Source organism: Kitasatospora sp. NPDC085464 (assembly GCF_044541955.1).
Lineage (GTDB): Bacteria > Actinomycetota > Actinomycetes > Streptomycetales > Streptomycetaceae > Kitasatospora.
This window is the reverse complement of record NZ_JBITTM010000055.1, coordinates 23,944-41,614: the sequence shown is the minus strand read 5'-3', so window position 1 is coordinate 41,614 and position 17,671 is coordinate 23,944. Positions and strand designations below refer to the sequence as shown.

Below are 17,671 nucleotides of genomic sequence, written 5' to 3'. Positions count from 1 at the left end.
TGCAGCCCGGTGCTCAGTGTGCGAGCAGGTGCGAGAGGAACCCGATCGAGGGGTCTTCAGGGGTGCCGACCAGCAGGGCCCGGTCGAGCAGGCCGTTGTTGTGCTCGCAACTGGTCTCCGGCAGCATCACGCAGGCGTGGCAGGCGGCCAGGTTGGTGCCACCCGCGCCGGAGATCTCGGTCTCGATGCAGAGCGGGTCGGCGGAGCACCACTCGGCACGGTGGACGGCCGAGTGCACGGCCTGGGCGAGCCGGTCGATCTCGCCCTGGGCGACCAAGCCGCCGAGGCTTCCGGCCGAGTCGCTGGTCGCCGTGTAGATCAGCACCCCGGCCATCTCGTCGCCCGAGTAGATCCGTTCGCGCAGCGATGCGGCGGGGTAGCCGGAGTCCAGACTCCACTCGTTGATCATCACGTGCGCGAAGGTGTGCAGCAGGGCCATCCGCGGGTCGGCGGGGGAGATCGGGACCCGGGCCGGATCGGAGGCCCGTGCGGTGAGAACCTGCTGGTGGCGGTACCGCATGCGGGCCACGCGGGCCGCGACGGCGGGCAGTTCGGCCCAGGTGTCGACCCTCTCCTCGTCGAACCGGAGGAACACCCCCTCGCCGTGGACCTCCATGGCGGGAAGCCAGTCGGTGGGAGTGAGGGACAGGCGAGCCTCGTGGCCCTCGGCGGAGGTCTCGGGATCGATGACCCGGGTGAAGGCCTTGAGGGCGCGGACCTCACGGAGCTTCTTGACCAGCATCGGGGCGGCCAGGCCCAGTCCGACCAGCGGCTTCCCGTCGCCGATCGGCGGCTCGCAGACGAACTGCTCGGTGTGCCGCCCGGATTCCTCCGGGTTCCCGGCGCACAGGCGCTGGTACTCCAGGTCGCGAAGGGCCCGGTAGCGCCGCTCTTGGTCGCGGTCGGGAGTGTCCTCTCCGGAAAAGTCCTCGGCCTCCATCGCGGCGACCAGGTCCAGGGCCTCCTGGGCGCTCACCGGGGAGGAAACCCCGTCGAAGATGTGCTTCAGGTGGATCTCCATCTCGACGAGGCTGGTGCAGCCGCGGAGCTTGTCCCAGTGCTTGTCCAGGGCGTTCACCCGGGTGTCGCTCCACGGCGGGATGGACAGGGCGGAGCGGAGCACCGGTTGCCAGACGGAGGAGGAGCCGCGCTGGAGGGTACGGGGCGTCAGGGAACAGCGATCCCTCGGGGCGTCCTTCAGCCACGGCCGCTCGCCCCGGCAGCCGATGTTCAGCTCCTTCAGGGCGCCCGCCCGGAAGGAGCCCTCCATGGACACCTCGGGCACCCCGCAGGAACACGAGAGCACCACCGAGCGGAGCGAGGAGGAGCGGCCGGTCGACCGAAGGCTCATCCGGCCGTCACAGGCTGCGGCCGCACCCTCGCCTCGCCGCCGTCGGTGCAGCCAGTCCCGGTACGGGAAGTCGGAGATGTGGCCGTCCTCGCAGGCGACCACGAAGCGGGAGGGCACCAGGGGCTCGGCGCACTCGCCGCACTCGTTGCGTCCGGGCGGAGGGTTGAACCTCGCCACGTGGTCCAACGCGTGGCATTCGGGGCAGTGGTGCCACAGCGGGAAGCGGCGCACCCGGATGCCGTCCCGACTGTCGTCGCCGGAGGCGGGCGGGAGGCGGAAGTGTCGCACGCCCAGGACGCGGGCGAGACGGGGCTCGCGGATCACCGGGGCCTCCTCGCGCGGCCACTGATCCGCAGCACCGTCGATGCCCGCGACGATGAAGGACTCCTGATCGACGGCGATCAGGGACCCCACGCCGTAGGTGGTGATGGCCTGGGCTCGACGGACCGCGCCGCGGCGGGGCAGGGTGCGGGCCGGCGTGGCGGAGCCGACGGTGCCACGCCGACGACGGGACGGGGGCGGGGTCATCGGGATGCCTCCATGAACAGGGCGGACTCGGCGTCGACGTCGCGCAGGGACCACAGGGTCTTCCACGCCTCGACGTCCTCCAGGGCGTCGTTGTAGGGCTTGAGCAGCGAGGGGACGGAACGCCCGCGCTTCGGTTCGTAGTACAGGCCGCCGTGCCTCTCGGCCTCGTCGTACCACCAGCCGACGAACTCGTCGAAGGCTGCGGCGACGTGGGCCACCTCCTTGGCCGAGGTCTCCTTCGGGGAGACGCTCCCCACCCGTTCGAGGATCAGCGGGCGGATCGTCTCCCGGAGCTCGTCCCGGAAGAGGTGGATCCTTCCCGCGTCCTCGTCCCTGCGGGCCGCGGGGATCGCGATGCGGGCCAGGGCGACGATCACCGCGTGCAGGCCGCGGTCACGGGCGCGGGCGGAGAACGGCGTGACCGAGGTGGACTCGACCTCGCGGTAGAGCGCGGAGTGGAAGTGCTGGAAGTTCTCGTAGTGCGAACGGTCACGGGAGCGGCCCGCGTTGAGCATCACCGCGACCAGGCCGGGGTGGGCACGGCCCACTCGGCTCGTGGCCTGGATGTACTCGGCGGTGGTCTGCGGCTGGCCCATCACGGCCATCAGACCGAGCCGGTCCACGTCCACGCCTACGGCGATCATGTTCGTGGCGAGGAGCACGTCCACCACGTCCGACGTGTCACCGTCCGTCAGGCGGCGTTCGATCTGCTTGAGCCTGGCCGGGATGTCGCTGGCGTCGACCCGGCTGGTCAGCTCGGAGTGGTTGCCGACGGCGCGCGGCTCGCACCCGTCGCGCTCGGCGAGGTGCTCCAGGTAGGCCACGACGTCGTCGTGGACCTGGAGTTCGGCAGCGGACAGCAGCCGCAGACTGTTGAAGTAGCCGACCAGCGTCCAGTACGCGTCGCGTACCCGCTCCGTGGTGTCGGACCGCATCGCCTGGTGGAGCAGCGTGGCGTAGGTGCGGATCAGCAGGGTGGACTGGCTGGTGCCCGGGGCGAGCAGGCCCACGTAGCGGCGGGATGCCTTCTCGCTCGCCGGGGTCTCGACGGCGAACCAGGAGTCGCGGGCATCCAGACCGGCGGGCGGGAACTGCCGGACCTCGCGGGAGAACAGGGCCCTGCCCTGGTCCGCGGCTCGACGGATGGTGGCGGTGGAGGCGATCACCTTGGGGCGGTCGGCCAGCACGTCGACGGCCGTCTCGTACAGGCCGGTCAGGGTGCCCAGCGGTCCGGAGATCAGGTGCAGCTCGTCCTGGACGATCAACTCCGGCGGAGGGGTGTCATCCTGCCGGTCCCGGTTGAAGAGGGCGGCGGTCCTCTCGCGCCACGGCATCGAGGCGAACTTGTCGACGGTGGCGATCACCAGGGTCGGCCGGGCCGCGTACACCGCCTGGTCGACGAGGTGAACGGGCAGCCCGTCGGAGAACGCGCAGTCCGTCGCGGGGCAGCGCACGTCCATCCGGTCGGCCTCCTCGTCCACCGCGTAGTGGTGGGCATCGAGGGCGGTCCCGCACCACGGGCAGGCGTGCAGCTGGACGGGGTTCTCCGTCTGGAGCACCCGGCCGGAGCGCGCGACGTCGAGCTGCCGGGAAGCCACGTCCAGGGTGTTCGGCGTGGCGGAACGACCCACCCACATGCCGATGGAGATCTCCTCGTGGCCCAGGTCTTCGGGGTTCTCGCGGCGCATCCGCTCCATGGCGCAGACCAGGATCGAGGCGCGTTCGAACTGCTGCAGGGTGAGGAGGCGCAGGGTATACCGCATCAGGACGGTGACCCCGCCGCCTGCCGAGCCGAGCCGCATCCGGCGCAGGAAGACGGTCAGGGCGATCAGACCCAGGTACGCCTCGGTCTTGCCACCACCGGTGGGGAACCACAGCAGGTCGGACACGCCCCGGTCGGGGTGCTCCGGGTCGTCCACCCCGGCCAGGCACAGCAGCACGAACGCGATCTGGAACGGACGCCAGCAGGCGGCGGCCTCGTCGGGCTCGCCGACCCGGCCGTCCTTGACCCAGGCGGCCCGGGCGCGCTGGGTCGCCATCGCCCGGTTGGCCAGTCGGAAGGCACGCATCAGGTCGGGCTTGTCGCGCAGCAGAGCGATGCCCCCCCGGATCCGCGTCAGGGCCTCCTCGCAGGCGCCCACCTGCCCGGCCGCGGCCTGCTCGTAGGAGGTGCCGGCGAGCGCGGTGGCCTCGTCCCGCTTCCGCTCGATCCACCGTTCGTAGCCTGCGGCCAGCCCCTCCAAAGCGGCGATCACCTCGGCGTCGCCGGCCTCGGCGAGGCCGAGCATGGTGAGGGCCTCGGCGTCGATCGTCGGGTTGGAGTCGGTGAGCAACACCTCGTGCGTGGGCACGAACTCGGTGCGCACCTCGGCCACGCCCGCCGGCTCCACGTCGGTGACGCCGATCGGGGACGGGGTCCAGTCCCACACCGCCGCGCAGCCGTGGCCGGCGGCGAAGGTGGGGGCGTGCCGGTGCAGCAGCCGGCTGGTCTCCAGCTCGGGATCGACGGCGGACAGCGCGGTCGGGCGTTCCACGAACGCACTCGACCTGTCGGCGGCGCGGACGGTCAGCCCCGTCTGGAAGAGGGCGAAGGCGTCCTGGAGCTCCCGCTCGCCCACCTTCTGGATGTTGACCAGGGTGACCGTGACGGTGACCGTGCCGGTCTCCGGGGACGGGCGGCGCACGTGCACCTCCAGCCGGGCCGTGCCGTCGATCAGGTCGCGTGAGGCGCCGCGGCCCGGGAACCGGACATCGACCGGGGTGTCCGGCAGGTCCAGTTCCACCCGACGCCAACGCTCCCGCTGGTCGGACGTGGTGCGGGCCTCGCTGCGGCGGGCGGAGACCTTGCGGCCGTCCGCGTCCTCCGGCTCGTACACGGCGGCGCGGGCCGAGACCACGATCTCCGGGCACTCGGCGAGGTCGACCGCGAAGGTGAGGCCGACGCTCGACGGACGCCGGTCGCCGGAGTTGGGGCGGTCTGCCGCCGTCCCGGACTCGTCTAGGCTGTCCGCCCTGGTCACGGGTTCCTCGTCCAGGCCGTCCTGCTCGGCCGCGTCCTCCAGGAGACGGGCGCCGGCCTCGGCGTCCGCGGGTCGGGGGTAGAGCACGCCGACGGGGTAGCGGGTGATCGGAGCGTCCTGGTCCAGGACCTCGACGCGCTCCTCGGCGGGGGCGTCGACGTCGGGGCCCAGCAGCTCCCGGCGGAGTCGGGCCACCAGGTCCTCCCGGACCTCGTAGTGGCCGGCGTGCCGCCCTTCGTGGATGGTCATTCCTGCTCCTCCTCGGTTCCGGCGGTGCGCCGGAACCGTCCGATTCCGCTGATGCGTGGGGCGATCCACACCCCGTGGTGGCCCAGGCCCGCGTTGGTCCCGGCGGCCGGGCTGCCCGCCACCGATTCCAGGCAGTCGACCCGCAGTCCGACGATCTCCTCGGGCCACCGGACCTCCCAGGCGGCACCCACCTTCAGAACGGAGTACAGCGAGCTCCGGAAGGCCTCGGAGGCTTCGCCGATCTCCCGCCCCTCGTGCAGCAGGGCGTACGAGGGGCTCTGATCGGGTCCCATGGCGAGGGTGTCGCGCAGCCGGAACGTCACCGGGGCCCCCGGTCGTACCCGTTCCAGCAGGTACGCCTGGGCGCCGGGCGCGTCCGTCCGGGCGTCGGCGGGCTCCACGGCGTCCACGTCCCCGGCGCGCACCTCGACACCGTCACGCCGCCACCTGTGGCGCGGATTCGGGACCCCCCGGTACCAGCGGCCGGTCGGCTTGTGCCTGAGCACCGTCGCCGTGTCCGGTGCGGCGATCCGGTACAGGTCCTCCCGGGCTCGGGTCATTGCCACGTAGAGCGCACGAGCCTCGCCGGGCACGTCCGGGTCGTCGGTGCGACGCCGTATCTCGGCCATGGCAGGTGGGGTCGTCAGCACCACCCGGTCGAACTCCAGGCCCTTCGAGCGGTGCACCGTGGACACGACGAGTCGGGCCTGTTCCGGATCCGCCAGTTCGTCGGGGAACCGCCGTTCCGCCACCAACCCGCGCAGCCGTGCGACGTCGAGCGTGCCCCGACCCGGGCCGCGCGCCGCGACCCGCAGGGACCGCCAGGCCCGGTCCGGGTCGGTGCCCTCGGGCAGGGGGAACCCGGAGAGCAGGTCGCGCAGTCGCTCCTCGGTGAGCGTGGCGGCTTGGGTACGACGCAACACCTCGGCGACCCAGTACGGCACGGGCCGGTCCCGGAGCGAGCGCCGCAGGGCGTGCGGTACCCCTTGGGCGTGCAACAGTTCCGAGACGACCAGGGCCTGCCGGTTGTCGCGGCACAGGATCGCGCAGGTGCCGGGGAAGGACCGCAGCGAGTCCAGTGTGAACGAGTCGGTGAGCGGGCCCAGGTCGGGAACGTCGAGCAGCAGCTCGCGCAGCTCCCCGTGGAGGCGTTCGGCCGCGGCGTCCGCACCCTCCGGCGCGCTGCCGACGCCCTGGACGGCGGGGCCGAGCGGGAGCGCGGTGCGTGCCTCGGGAGTGACGGCCCGGAAGTTCCGGGTCAGCCGGAGTTCCACCAGATCGTCGTTGCAGGAGATCCGCACCCAGCGGAGGAAGAGGTCGGCGCGATCGGCGTACTCCTCCGGGTCCTCGATCTGGAAGTCGTAGATCGCCTGGGCGGGGTCGCCGACCAGGGTGAACCCGCAGGTGTCCTGGAGGCGGTCGAGCAGCGACTCCACCATTTCCCGGCGCGCGCCCACCAGATCCTGCACCTCGTCGACGATCACGTGCGTGGGCGGGCCGGACTCCAGGGATTCCAGCGCGCCCTTCTCGATCGCGTCGGTGGCCGCCCGGATGCGCTCGTCGAAGGAGAGCGCCGACCACTCCCGGTCCGGGTACGCCTGCAGCAGCAGGGAGTACGCCCAGGAGTCGAAGGTCTGCACCCGGACCCGTCGCGCGTGCTCACCGTGCCGGGCGATGCGGTCCCGCAACTCGCGGACCGCGGCCCGGGAGAAGCTGAGGACCAGCAGCTCGGAGGCCTCCAGCGCCTCGTCCGGATCGGTGTGCCCGATGAGCGCGTCCATGCGGCGCACCAGAGTGTGCGTCTTGCCCGTGCCCGCCCCGGCGGTGACCAGGAGACGGGTGTCCCACGGCAGGTCCACGACCGCCTGCTGTTCGTCGGTGAGACCGGGGTCGACCTCGTGGGGGGCGGTCATCGTGCGCTCCACAGGTGCTCGAACTTCGTGAAGGCGAGTGCGGTGTCGAAGTTCCGGATGGTGTCGCGGACATTGAGGATGAGGCAGGTGTCCTTGCCGCCGTTGCGGGGGCCGCGCAGGCCGCGCCCGATCATCTGCTGGTACACGTTCGGGCTGTAGACGGGCCGGGCGACGACCACCGCGCGGGTGGCGGGGGCGTCGAAACCCTGGGTGAGGACGCCGTAGTTGGTGAGCACCCGCACCCTGCCGTCACGGAACTCCCGGATCCGGGCCCGGCGGTCGTTGTCCGAGGTGGTGGAGTCCACCGAGGAAGCGGAGATGCCCTGGTCCATCAGCCTGGCCGCCAGGTACTTCGCGTGTTCCACCGAGGTGGCGAACACCAGTACCGGCCAGCTCCCGTCCATTGCCGCGATCTCCGCCACGATGCGACGGCTGCGGTCGTGGTCGTCGGCCAGCCGCTGTTCGGCGGCCTTGGACAACAGGCTGAACTGCTGGGTGCTCTCTCGCTCCTGGCGGGACAGCTCGATGGTTCCGCCGGTCAGTTCCCGGTGCTCGACCCGGGCCAGCACGCCCAGCTCCTGGAGATCACCGTAGGCGTCGCCGGAGGGGAAGACCCCCTCGTCCAGGCGGCGCGCACCGAAGCGGTTGACCAGTCGGCGGGTCTCCTCCTCGTTGTGGCCGCGGAACGGGGTGGCGGTGAGGCCGAGCAGGTGCCGCTCGGTGCGGTGCTGGGTCAGTCCGAGCAGATCGAGGATTGCGGTGTAGCTCGGGCCCGTCGCCACGTGCGCCTCGTCCACGACGACCAGCGCGGCCTCCCGCAGCCAGGCGTAGCGGTCGGTGTCCAGACACACCCGGAGCTTCGCGTCGGTGGCCACGACGAGCTGCGGCCCGTCGGTGACCGGGGCCGCCTCGTTGGAGGTCCACAGCCGGTTGATCGTCAGTCGGTCCTGTGCACCCGCCTTGCTCCAGACGAACTGCCAGCTCTGCACGGCCTGTTCGCACAGTTCCTCGGTCTGCGCGATCCACAGGATCGGCCCCTTCAGTGCGCCGGTCTGCTTGACCCAGCGGATGACCGCCTCGGCGGTGACGCGCGTCTTGCCGGCCCCGGTCGGCAGCGACAGCATGGCGCGCTGCGGGGTGAAGCGGTCCAGCATCTCGAAGATGTTCAGGGCGAGCCGCTCCTGGTACTCGTGGAGGCGGGGGAAGTCCCGGGGGCCTTCCACGGTCAGGCTCTGTTCGAGCACCGGGGCCCGGTAGCCGGCGAAGGGCGCGGGCAGGCCCAAGTCGGCGACGAAGGACACCGCCGCAGATCCTCCGGTGTAGGAGGCCGGGGCGTTCGGGATGCGTTCCTGGATGTCGCGGGCGTGGGTCTTGAGCACGGTGTCGCCGTGCGCGTTGAAGGCCATCTGGGCGATCCGGCGTCCGGTCGGTTCCTGCCCGCCCGACTCCTGGCGCTCGGCCTCCATCAGGCCGGCGGGGAGTCGTTCGCGCAGGGCCGCGTCGCCGATCAGCAGCTCCAGCTTGGCCGTCACGTCCGAGGCCTCGCGGATCGCCTTCAGCTTGGACCGCAGCTGCTCGTCCTGTTCCTGTCGGACCTGGGCGTCCAGGACCGCCCGGCAGCCCGCCTCTCCCATCCGCAGACCCAGTTCACGGTCCACGGCCCGGAGCGTGCCGAGGCGGTCCAGCGAGTCCACGACCTTGATCACACTTCCCTGGCGGGCGCTCTCCAGGGACCTCGGCTTCGGACCGCTCGGGGTGCGCAGTACCTCCTCCAAGGTGGAGCAGCGCAGCAGCGAGTACGTGCCGACAGCGGTGCCCATTTTCTGTCGCAGCGTCGGGAACTCCTCGACCAGGGGTACGGGTTCCACGTTCGACTCGTGCCGGGTCTCCCGGGTGATCACGTCGTCGTGGCGCAGCATGCCCCACCGTTCGACCATGAGGTCGGCGGACTCCCGGTCCGGCATCAGCAGCGCGGGCACGCGCTCGGCGCGCAGCGAGCGGTACTCCTCCGGGTCCGCGGCGACGGCGATCTCGCCGTCCTCCCGGGTGTCCCAGACGTCGCCGATCCGGCAGCGGGTCAGCGAGTCCTCGGGGAACTCGATCTCCAGTCGGGTCAGCAGGGCGTAGGTGGAGCCGACGAACGCGTCGTCCTCGCTCGCCTGCAGCTTTGCCAGCAGCTGTTCCCACTGCTGCGGGCGGACCTTCTCGACACTGTCCGGGAGCCCCAGCTTGCGGGCCTTCTCCGAGCCGATCGACGCCACCGGGAGCACGTCACGGTACGCGTCGAGCTGCGGTCCCACGGCCTCCTTGAGGGGCTTGAGGCCCTGCGAGGTCTCGACCCGGCCGTGTCGGGTGAGCATCCAGCGGACGGGAGAGAGCACCGGACGGCGGGTGTTGGCCTGGACCCCGATCTGCAGGGTCCAGTTCGTGATCACCGCGTCCTCGGGCAGCGCCCGGAGGAAGGCCGCCCGGGCCTCGTCCGAAAGCCGGGGCAGGAGGTGCAGCGGCCCACCGACGGGAGAGCCCTCGATCCTGGTCCTGGCCAGGGAGGGCCGGCTCGCCTGGTCGTCGAGCGTGCGGCAGTAGGCCTTGTGCACGGCTTCGCGGTACTCGTCGAACCAGGGCTCCGAATCCGGCCTGTGACCCGAGGTCGGCCGGTCCCGCAGGCCCGACTCGCGGAAGAAGCCCGCGTCGTCGGAGTGGAAGCGCATGTCCACCGCGATCTCGGGGTCGCTCTCCGGGGTGACGACGGCTCCGGGAAGCATGCAGTCGCGCATGAGGCGGAAGCGGCCGTCCGCGGTCCGCACCATCAGGGTGTCCGCCGGCGCCGGCACCCGCTGGGTCACCTCGTGGCCCACGACCGAGGCACCCGCCCGGTGGAACAACTCCCAGAAGCGGGTCCACTCCTGCGTGCCGTAAGCGTCGAAGCCCTGGTCGAGGACGCTCACGAACCGGCCCCGGACATCGGCCTCCTGGATGCCGAGGGTGGTGAGGGCGGAGGAGAGCGACGGGTCGTCGGACAGGGCGCGGTCGACGTAGACCAGCGACTCCCGCAGACCGTCCTCCTCGGTGCGCCGGTACACCACGCTGCCCAGCGGGGCGACCAGGCCGTGCTCCTCGGTGAGCACGATCCGGGCTCTGCGGGCCTCGCCGGCGCAGGAGGCGTTCGCGGCGATCATGTCGGCGACGATCCGGACGGCTGCAGCAGAGGCCTCCGCGGAGGCGTCGGAGACCAGTGCCTCCAACCACTCGACGACCGAGGCCCGCCGTCGTCCGGCCGCCACCAGGACGTGCTGGACCTTGCCCGACCGCAGGTCGGTGGCCTCGACCGACGGGTGCACCCAGTCGCGAGGGCGCCCGGGGTGGGAATGCCACGTCCGCAGCCAGCGGTTGACTGCGGTGCTGTCCTTGCCCAGATCCGGGTGGATGTTCAACTCGCCGGGAGAACGCAGCACGCCGTCCTGGTCGGGCAGCGACGGACGCACTGCGGCGGCGGCCCAGATCTGCTCGGTGAGCAGACGGTCGGCCCAACTGATCGTCTCCACGCCCTTGGAACGGCCGGGCAGCAGCGGCAGGTACGCACCGGGATCCTCCGTCGGTGCGAGTTCGGGCAGCGAATCGACCACCAGGCGGGCGGCGACCCGGATCATCTCGACGTTGAACGGCGAGGAGTCCAGCAGGTTCTGGCGATCCTCGTTGGTCTTCCACGCCCCGTTCAGGATGCCGCTGAGGGTCATCTCGTACTTGGTCGGGAAGAAGGACCAGAACCGACCACGCCCCCGGGCGTCGGCGGCGCCGAGCAGGCCGGTCCGTTCGTCGGTGCGGTACGCCGGAACAGCCCAGGCCACGTCGATGGACAACCGGTCGTGCAGTTCGCCGGCGTCGCGGCGGGCGGCCTCGGTCGGCTCGTGGGTGTGGGTGAAGACCTGCCACCGCGAGGTGGCCGGCGGCCTTCCGACCCGCTCCTCCTGGATCGTGTGCAGGCTTCCGGTCCGCTCGGACCGCAGAGCCCGGCGCGCGACCGGTCGGAGCCGGCGGTCCTCCAGGACCACCTGGCCCACGTGCGGCGAGAACAGATGGAATCCGGAGGGGAACTCCTCGCGGGAGTCGTGACCGGCCGAGCCCTGATGGCCGTGCATGTCCTTGCCGAGCCGGTCGGCGGCGCCGGGGAGCAGCGGCAGGCGGACCACGGTGGTGGCCCAGTCCAGCAGTTCGTCCAGCACCTGGTCCCGAAGGCGCTCGGCCGCCATGTCCAGCTCGCGGGCCATCCGGAGAACGGGGGCCCCGAACTCCTCGCCGAGCCGCTCGCGCACGCCGGGGACGTTCCGGATCAGCTCGTACGACCAGGCCCGGTCGAAGCCGAAGCTGCCGTCGCGGCTGAAGAACTCCGGTGCGTCGGTCACCACCAGGACCGACTTCACCCCCACGCCGAACCGGCCGATCTGGCCGCCGCGCTTGCGGGACATGCTCATGCGCAGGATGGTCTCGGCGCCCTCGGGTGTCACCGGGTCGCCCTGGTTGGCGCAGTACAGGTGGGTGCCTGTGAGGAGGACGTGGATCCGGCCACCGGGCTCGCCGCGCAGTTCGTCGGCCGCGTTCTGGACGAGCTCGAAGAGCTGCCGGTCGCCGTATCCACCCTGGGTGATGCGGCGTTCGCCGTTGGCGTGTTCGGGGATCAGGCCCGGATCGATCCCGTAGGTCTCCAGGACACGGAGGGACTGCTCGACGACGGTGCGGATCACGGGGGACTGCGGGTCGGCCACGAATGGGTCCACTTCGGGTGCGGGGCGGAAGGGCGGACGAGCGTGCTGTCAACGAGACCAGTGCGCCCGGAACGTGACGGAATGCGTACGGAGGAACGGCAGAGTCCGTGGGAACACCGGATTACCTGCGCTTTCGCTTCGCGAGGACGTGCACGATGCAACGGTGCGAGGTGGTGCGGAGGAATGGGGCGCGGGAAAGCGGATCCGGGAAAGCCCGGGTGCCCGCCACGGGCGAACTCCGGCTTGCTTCCGGTCCATCCGGATCGAGCTGACGTGCAGTCAACCACGGCGCCGGTGGTCCGTGCAACGGGTATCCCGCAGAATCCTGCATGCGAAGGAATCGGGACCTTGCGGCTGGAATCGGGCGGATCGGAATGGTATTCGAGGCAGTTTTTCGATGGCGACCGGTATCCGCTTCCGCTGGACATGCCACCTGTCAAGGGATGGTTGACAAGGGGCTGTTGCTGTCAATAGCGATGCGGTAGCGTGGCTCCGATCTGGGAGGACAGGCCATGCGGAAGCAGGTGGGGACGTGAAGGCGGCTGAGGACTTCGGCCCCTGGCTGGCGCGCCAGCTCAGGAACGCGGGGAAGAGCCAGACGGACCTGGCGGAGGACCTGGGTGTGACCCGGGCCGCCGTCTCGGCCTGGATCGTCGGCCGGTCGGTGCCTCGGGACGACACCATCCGGCTGATCGCCGAGGTGCTCAAGACCGACCTGGAGACCATCCACACCCGTACTGCCGACGCCCAACTCGGCCTGCCCGTCCAGTGGTACCACCGGCCGGCCCATGTCGACGGAGGTCGTGAGTACGGCAACGCAGCCGCGTTCGCCTTCGAGGCCGATGTCTCCGTGCTCGCCCGTGAGGCCACCCAGAACAGCCTCGACGCGCGCCTCGACCCCGCCGAGCCCGTGCGGGTCCGGTACACCCTGCACGAACTCACCGGAGAGGCCCTCGCGCGCTTCCACGAGGCCATCGACTGGAACAGCCTCCGTCCGCACTACGAGGCGCTGACCGCCGACGGTGGGAAGCAGAGCAAGGTCTCGCGCACGATCGCGGCCGGACTGCGCGACATGTACCGGCACGACCGCCTCGTGCTGCTGCGCGTCGACGACTACAATGCCACCGGTCTGACCGGCGGCGACTACGAGGACGGGCTGTTCGCCGCCGTCGTCCGTCGTCAACTCGACAGTCACAAGAGGGACCTCGGCGCCGGTGGCTCCTACGGCCTGGGCAAGGCCACCCTGTGGGCCACCAGCCGCCTCGGCCTGGTGCTCATCAACTCCACCCTCTCCGAGTCCCACGAGGGCCGGACCGAGCGGCGACTCGTCGGTCGACTCGACCTGCCGTGGCGGGAGGTCAACGGCCGGGCGTGCGCAGGTCCGGCCTGGTTCGGGCGGCCGGACCCGACCACCGAATCCGCGGACGTGGTCCGTTCCTGGTGGGCCGACGAGGAGACCGTCGAGAAGCTCCACCTCACCCGGGACAGCGCCGCTCCCGGCACGTCCTTCCTCATCGTCGGTGCGCACGACGTGGCAAGCCTGGTGTCCGTCAACGGCGCCGCCGACGAGGACGAGAGCATCGAGGACGACGACTCCGTCCACCGCATGCACGCCCGTCTCGTCGATGCGCTCGGCCGCAACTTCTGGGCCGCGATGACCGGGGGCGGCGACCACAAGCCGCACCTGGAGGCGTCCGTCCGTACGTTCCGCAACGGCGAGGTCCTGATTCCCGAGGAGCACGTGGATCCGGCGGTCGCGCAGCCGTCCCGTACGCGCGCCCTGCAGGCCTTCCTGGAAGGGGTCACCGTCGACCGGATCACCGGCCCCGGCCAGGTCGCCCGGGCCGTCGTCCGGCTCAACGTTCCCCTGCACGGCGGTGAGGTGCACGGAGGCGTGCCGCACGACGCGGTGGTCCTGGTCACCGGCGCCGAGGACGCCGACGGCCGGCCCAACCGAATGGTCTCCATGCGGGGCAACCGGATGACCGTCAAGGACGCCGCCGTCACCAACATCCCGGTGGGCACCAATCCCTTCCAGGCCATCCTCCTCACCGGCCGCGCGGCCGGCCCGGACTCCCCGGGTGCCGAGGCCGCGGAGGAGTTCCTCCGTGCGTCCGAGCCACCGGAGCACAACAAGTGGGGGCAGACGGAGGAACTGCGCCTGTCCTACTCCCCGTCCGCCCACCGGCGCATCGCCTCCCTGACCACGGCGGCGAACACCGCCGTGCGCGAGCTCGTGGCCGTGCCCAAGGCCAAGCGCCGCAACGGGGGAGAGGCCAAGATCGCCGGCCGCCTCAAGGTGGGCGGCGGGACGAAGAAGCCGCGCCCCGCGGCAGCCGCGATCCTGCCCGAACTGGACAACGTGGACGCCCTGATCGACGAGACGGGCGCCTGGTCGGTCACCGTCGACCTGCGGGTGGCATCCGGAGTGGACACGGACCGTCCGGTCACGCCGGTGGCCAAGTTCGACGTGCGATCAGGTCCCCGTCCGGCCGCGCCTTGGAAGGATCTCGTGGCCATCAGCGGTTGCGAGGTCGTCGACGGGGCCCTGCACCTGATGCACGGCAGTCGCAGGGCCGTCTTCCGGGGCGTCACCGACGTGTCCCGTCATCCGGTCCGGGCCCAACTCACCGGGCTCGTCGTCGAACTCCGTACCGGAAAGGGGGAGCAGGCGTGAAGGTCTACCCCTACCGGCGGCTCACCGGCAACGTGTCCTGGCGCGTCGACAGCGCCCAGCTCAAGGCCGAGGGCGCGCCCTGGGAGGACGTGGAGAGCAAGTACCTCTCCACTGTCGAACGGGTCGTCGCCCTCGGTCCGGACGATGACCGACCCGACTGGACCCAGGCCCGGCTCCGGCTCTCCGTGGGCCTCCCGGCGAAGGCGGTCGATCCGACCGGGCCCTGGCAGAACGTCAAGGTCGTCGTCGTCCTGACCGAGCGGGCGACCAACACCCGGACGACCACGGAGTTCTCCGCGGTTTCCGAGGACGGTCGCGAGCGTACGGCCGAGCTGTACCTCCACCGTTGCGACCTCCTCGACCGGGCCTCCCTCGCGGTGCACGTCGTGGCCACCGTCGACGGCGTGCCGGGCCGGCTGATCGCCACCTCCGACGTGGAGTGGTTCGTCGACGTCATCGAGGCAGTGCCCTTGCTGGCCCGCGAACTCGAAGTCAAGATGGTCAGCTTCGGGGCCGGCGCGAGCCGGCTCCAACGTTTCAGGGATTTGCCGTGGTCGGTCGACACCACCGGCCGGATCCCGGCCGTGCGCGTCAACACCGACTTCGACGGCCTCGGCGACCTGGTCGGCGCCGACGGCGGCACCGGCCCGGAGAAGACCGTCCGGGAGCTCCTCCTCGCCCAGATGTGCTCCGAGGTCTGGACGGCCGTCTTCCACTCCGCCGTCGGCGACCTCGAAGTCGAGGAGGACGGCGCCCCGGTGTTCCCGCACGGCTGGCAGGGCGAGGTGCTCCGGGAGATGCTCCCCGACATGTACCCCGACCGGGATCCGGAGCACGCCCTGCGGGAGGTCCACGAGGCGCGCACCGGCATCTCCGCCACCGGGTGGGGGGAACTCCAGTCCCGGATCCACTTCGCCGCCTCGCGGCGCGCGGGCGTCCCCCGGACGCTCTCCACCACCATCCGCGACCTGGAACGCCTCACGCAGGGGGACGACGCATGACCGACCGGCCCGGTTACCTCCCGGAACGCCTCGCCCTGCTGCCCAACGCCGAGGCGGCCGACTTCGTCACCGACGGACTGCTCACCGGCCGTGAGGACGTTCCGAGTATCAAGCTCGATCAGGTCAAGGAACCGCTCCTGCACGGAGACCGCCGCGGCGAGCTGGCGCCCGTCCGCGACCTGGCCGAGGACGCCATGGCTTACTGCCGGAACAACGGGCTCAAGGCCACGCAGGCCGACGCCTGGCTCGCCCCGCGCCTCCACGCGGTACTCCGGCTCACCCGGCGTGAGGCTGCCGACCCCGGTTTCTGGAACTACCTCGCGCTCGGGGTCGCCCCGGACTACGTGGTCTGGCGTCACCTGGCGGAACCCAAGGACGGCAAGCCGGCAAAGGTGGCGGCCGACCGCTTCCGGGGCCAGTACCACAAGCAGGCCTTCGCCCGGCTCTGGTGGGCGGCCGAGCTCTTCCGCGACGGTCCGGACTACGGTCCCGTGGTCACGGCCTGCGGCAACCAGGACATCCTCAACACCGCTTTGCGGATGTCCGTGATCAACCACCGGCCCACCGCCCAGGCGATCGTCCGACTGGTCGCGAAGGGCACCGTCACCGGTGGTCGCGAGGCCAATGCCCTGGCCGGAGCCGTCAACGCTGCCGCCGCGACGCTGATGTACGACGTGATCGCTCCCGATCACCCCGAGCGCGATTCGCGTCCGCTGATCGACTGGATCGACGAGGCCGAGACCGCCCGCCAGGTGTCACGGAACGCGCTCCCGACGGGCCCCGACGAGGAACCCGCGCCGGAGCTCTCCGTGAGCCTGCTGACGGACTACTTCGCCGAACTATTCGCGGACGCGCCGGTCCGCGGACGGGTCGAACCGGAGGGAGTCGACGAGGAGGCCTGATCCTCGGGCTTCGGGCAGTCGGGACCGCAATCGCCCGGGGCGTCGCACCCCTCGACCCGGAGCCTCCGGTACTCCGCGCCGTCACGGTCGAGCCGGCCCCAGCTCTCCCGGAGCTTCTCCTCCGGCGGGAGCGGGCGGCCCAACGCTGCCGCCAGCACGTGCATGCCGAACAACGGCGGGACGGCGTTGCCCACCTGCTGCGACCGGTCGCCGCCTTCCCAGGGGTAGTCCGGCGGGAAGGTCTGGAGGATGCCGGCCTCGGGGATGGTCAGGCGGTCCGGGTCGAGGTCGGGACCGCTCGGTCCGAGCCGGACGGCGTTGCGTGAGACCTTCCCGGTGACCGTGAACGACGGCTGCCGGTGCGTCCGGATGCCGCGGTTCTTGGGATCGCCGCCGCTGCCGTAGTTCGACACGATCACGAACGGGGGCTTCCTGTCGGCGAGTACGTCCTCCATGGCGACCCACGGCCTGAGCGGCGTCAGGGCGCCGCCCACCGGCAGCGCGGTCTGGGCGTCGTCGGGGCCGCCCTGCGCCGGCTTGCGCAGGTTGAAGACGTGGTGGGTGGGGGCGGGAATCGCAGGAGTCCCGTACTCGGCGAGCCGCGCGATCAGGATCGTGCGGCGACGGGTCTGCGGGACACCGTAGGCCTCGGTGTGCAGGGTCTTGACCTCGGCGACGTTGTACCGGACCCGCGTTCCGTCCTCCCGCGGCAGGCCTGTCTCCAGGGCCTCCTTGTAGACCTCCCAGAGCGCCTTGACCGCGGGCACCTGCTCCAAGACGATCACGTCGAACGGTCGCCGGTCCCGGTTGGGGGAGCCGAGGGCCTTGATGGCGTACCGGAGCGGCTCCAGGACCAGGGCGGTCCGGGGATCGCCGCCCATCTTCTCCAACTGCTCGTCGATCTCGTCCTCGCCGGCCCCGTCCACCAACCGGTGGATGAGCTTCTTGACCTTCTCCAAGGCCTTGCGACCTGCACCATTGCCGGCCACCGAGTACGTCTGGCAGGGCGGACCGCCCGCCAGCACGTTCAGATCCGCGTCGAGTTCCTCGAAGCGCTTGCTCCGGACCTCGCTGACGTCCGCGTGCCACGTCCTGAGCCCGGCCGCGTAGCGCGTCTCACAGGCGTCCTTGTCCCACTCGATGCCGAGCGATTCGACGCCGAGCATCCTCGCGGCCACATCAAGACCACCCGGACCGGCGAAAAGGTCCAGAATGTGCGGTTTCGCGGGGAATGAGGCCGTGGCGTCCGAGCTGGTCATGTGGCCAG

8 protein-coding genes are annotated in these 17,671 nt (G+C 71.2%); 3 read left to right on the top strand and 5 right to left on the bottom strand.

The annotated features are described in order from the left end of the window. Positions 1-13 precede the first annotated feature (13 nt). The 4 genes from drmB to ACIGG8_RS35705 are packed head-to-tail and all read right to left on the bottom strand — an operon-like array spanning position 14 to position 11,824. Positions 14-1,879 (bottom strand): DrmB family protein, encoded by a 1,866-nt coding sequence (gene drmB / locus ACIGG8_RS35720; protein WP_396552785.1) that lies wholly within the window; start codon positions 1,877-1,879, stop codon positions 14-16. Then, complete coding sequence (locus ACIGG8_RS35715) at positions 1,876-5,148, bottom strand: helicase-related protein (RefSeq protein ID WP_396552784.1); 3,273 nt, start codon at positions 5,146-5,148, stop codon at positions 1,876-1,878. The genes drmB and ACIGG8_RS35715 overlap by 4 nt, the downstream gene beginning before the upstream one ends. Continuing rightward, the gene (locus tag ACIGG8_RS35710; RefSeq protein WP_396552783.1) at positions 5,145-7,061 is read right to left on the bottom strand and encodes a UvrD-helicase domain-containing protein; all 1,917 of its coding nucleotides are present in this window, start codon (positions 7,059-7,061) and stop codon (positions 5,145-5,147) included. Before ACIGG8_RS35710 ends, ACIGG8_RS35715 begins: the two co-directional genes overlap by 4 nt. After that, positions 7,058-11,824, bottom strand: a complete 4,767-nt coding sequence (locus ACIGG8_RS35705; RefSeq protein WP_396552782.1) for a DEAD/DEAH box helicase — start codon at positions 11,822-11,824, stop codon at positions 7,058-7,060. Before ACIGG8_RS35705 ends, ACIGG8_RS35710 begins: the two co-directional genes overlap by 4 nt. Before the next feature lie 532 nt (positions 11,825-12,356). Here ACIGG8_RS35705 and ACIGG8_RS35700 point away from each other — a divergent pair. From ACIGG8_RS35700 to ACIGG8_RS35690, 3 genes are read left to right on the top strand one after another with little or no spacing between them, the layout of a single operon-like run. After that, positions 12,357-14,501 (top strand): helix-turn-helix domain-containing protein, encoded by a 2,145-nt coding sequence (locus ACIGG8_RS35700; RefSeq protein ID WP_396552781.1) that lies wholly within the window; start codon positions 12,357-12,359, stop codon positions 14,499-14,501. Continuing rightward, on the top strand, positions 14,498-15,502 hold the full coding sequence (locus tag ACIGG8_RS35695) for a hypothetical protein (RefSeq protein ID WP_396552780.1): 1,005 nt from the start codon (positions 14,498-14,500) through the stop codon (positions 15,500-15,502). The genes ACIGG8_RS35700 and ACIGG8_RS35695 overlap by 4 nt, the downstream gene beginning before the upstream one ends. Beyond that, positions 15,499-16,404, top strand: coding sequence for a DUF6339 family protein (locus ACIGG8_RS35690; protein ID WP_396552779.1), 906 nt, complete (start codon positions 15,499-15,501; stop codon positions 16,402-16,404). The genes ACIGG8_RS35695 and ACIGG8_RS35690 overlap by 4 nt, the downstream gene beginning before the upstream one ends. Here ACIGG8_RS35690 and ACIGG8_RS35685 read toward each other — a convergent pair. Beyond that, complete coding sequence (locus tag ACIGG8_RS35685; protein ID WP_396552778.1) at positions 16,329-17,663, bottom strand: DNA cytosine methyltransferase; 1,335 nt, start codon at positions 17,661-17,663, stop codon at positions 16,329-16,331. The two genes, ACIGG8_RS35690 and ACIGG8_RS35685, sit on opposite strands and share 76 nt — an antisense overlap. Positions 17,664-17,671: the final 8 nt, after the last annotated feature.

Coding starts and splice junctions, on each gene's coding strand:
- drmB (WP_396552785.1), bottom strand. CDS start 1,879: ATGACCCCGCCCCCGTCCCGTCGTCGGCGTGGCACCGTCGGCTCCGCC.
- ACIGG8_RS35715 (WP_396552784.1), bottom strand. CDS start 5,148: ATGACCATCCACGAAGGGCGGCACGCCGGCCACTACGAGGTCCGGGAG.
- ACIGG8_RS35710 (WP_396552783.1), bottom strand. CDS start 7,061: ATGACCGCCCCCCACGAGGTCGACCCCGGTCTCACCGACGAACAGCAG.
- ACIGG8_RS35690 (WP_396552779.1), top strand. CDS start 15,499: ATGACCGACCGGCCCGGTTACCTCCCGGAACGCCTCGCCCTGCTGCCC.
- ACIGG8_RS35685 (WP_396552778.1), bottom strand. CDS start 17,663: ATGACCAGCTCGGACGCCACGGCCTCATTCCCCGCGAAACCGCACATT.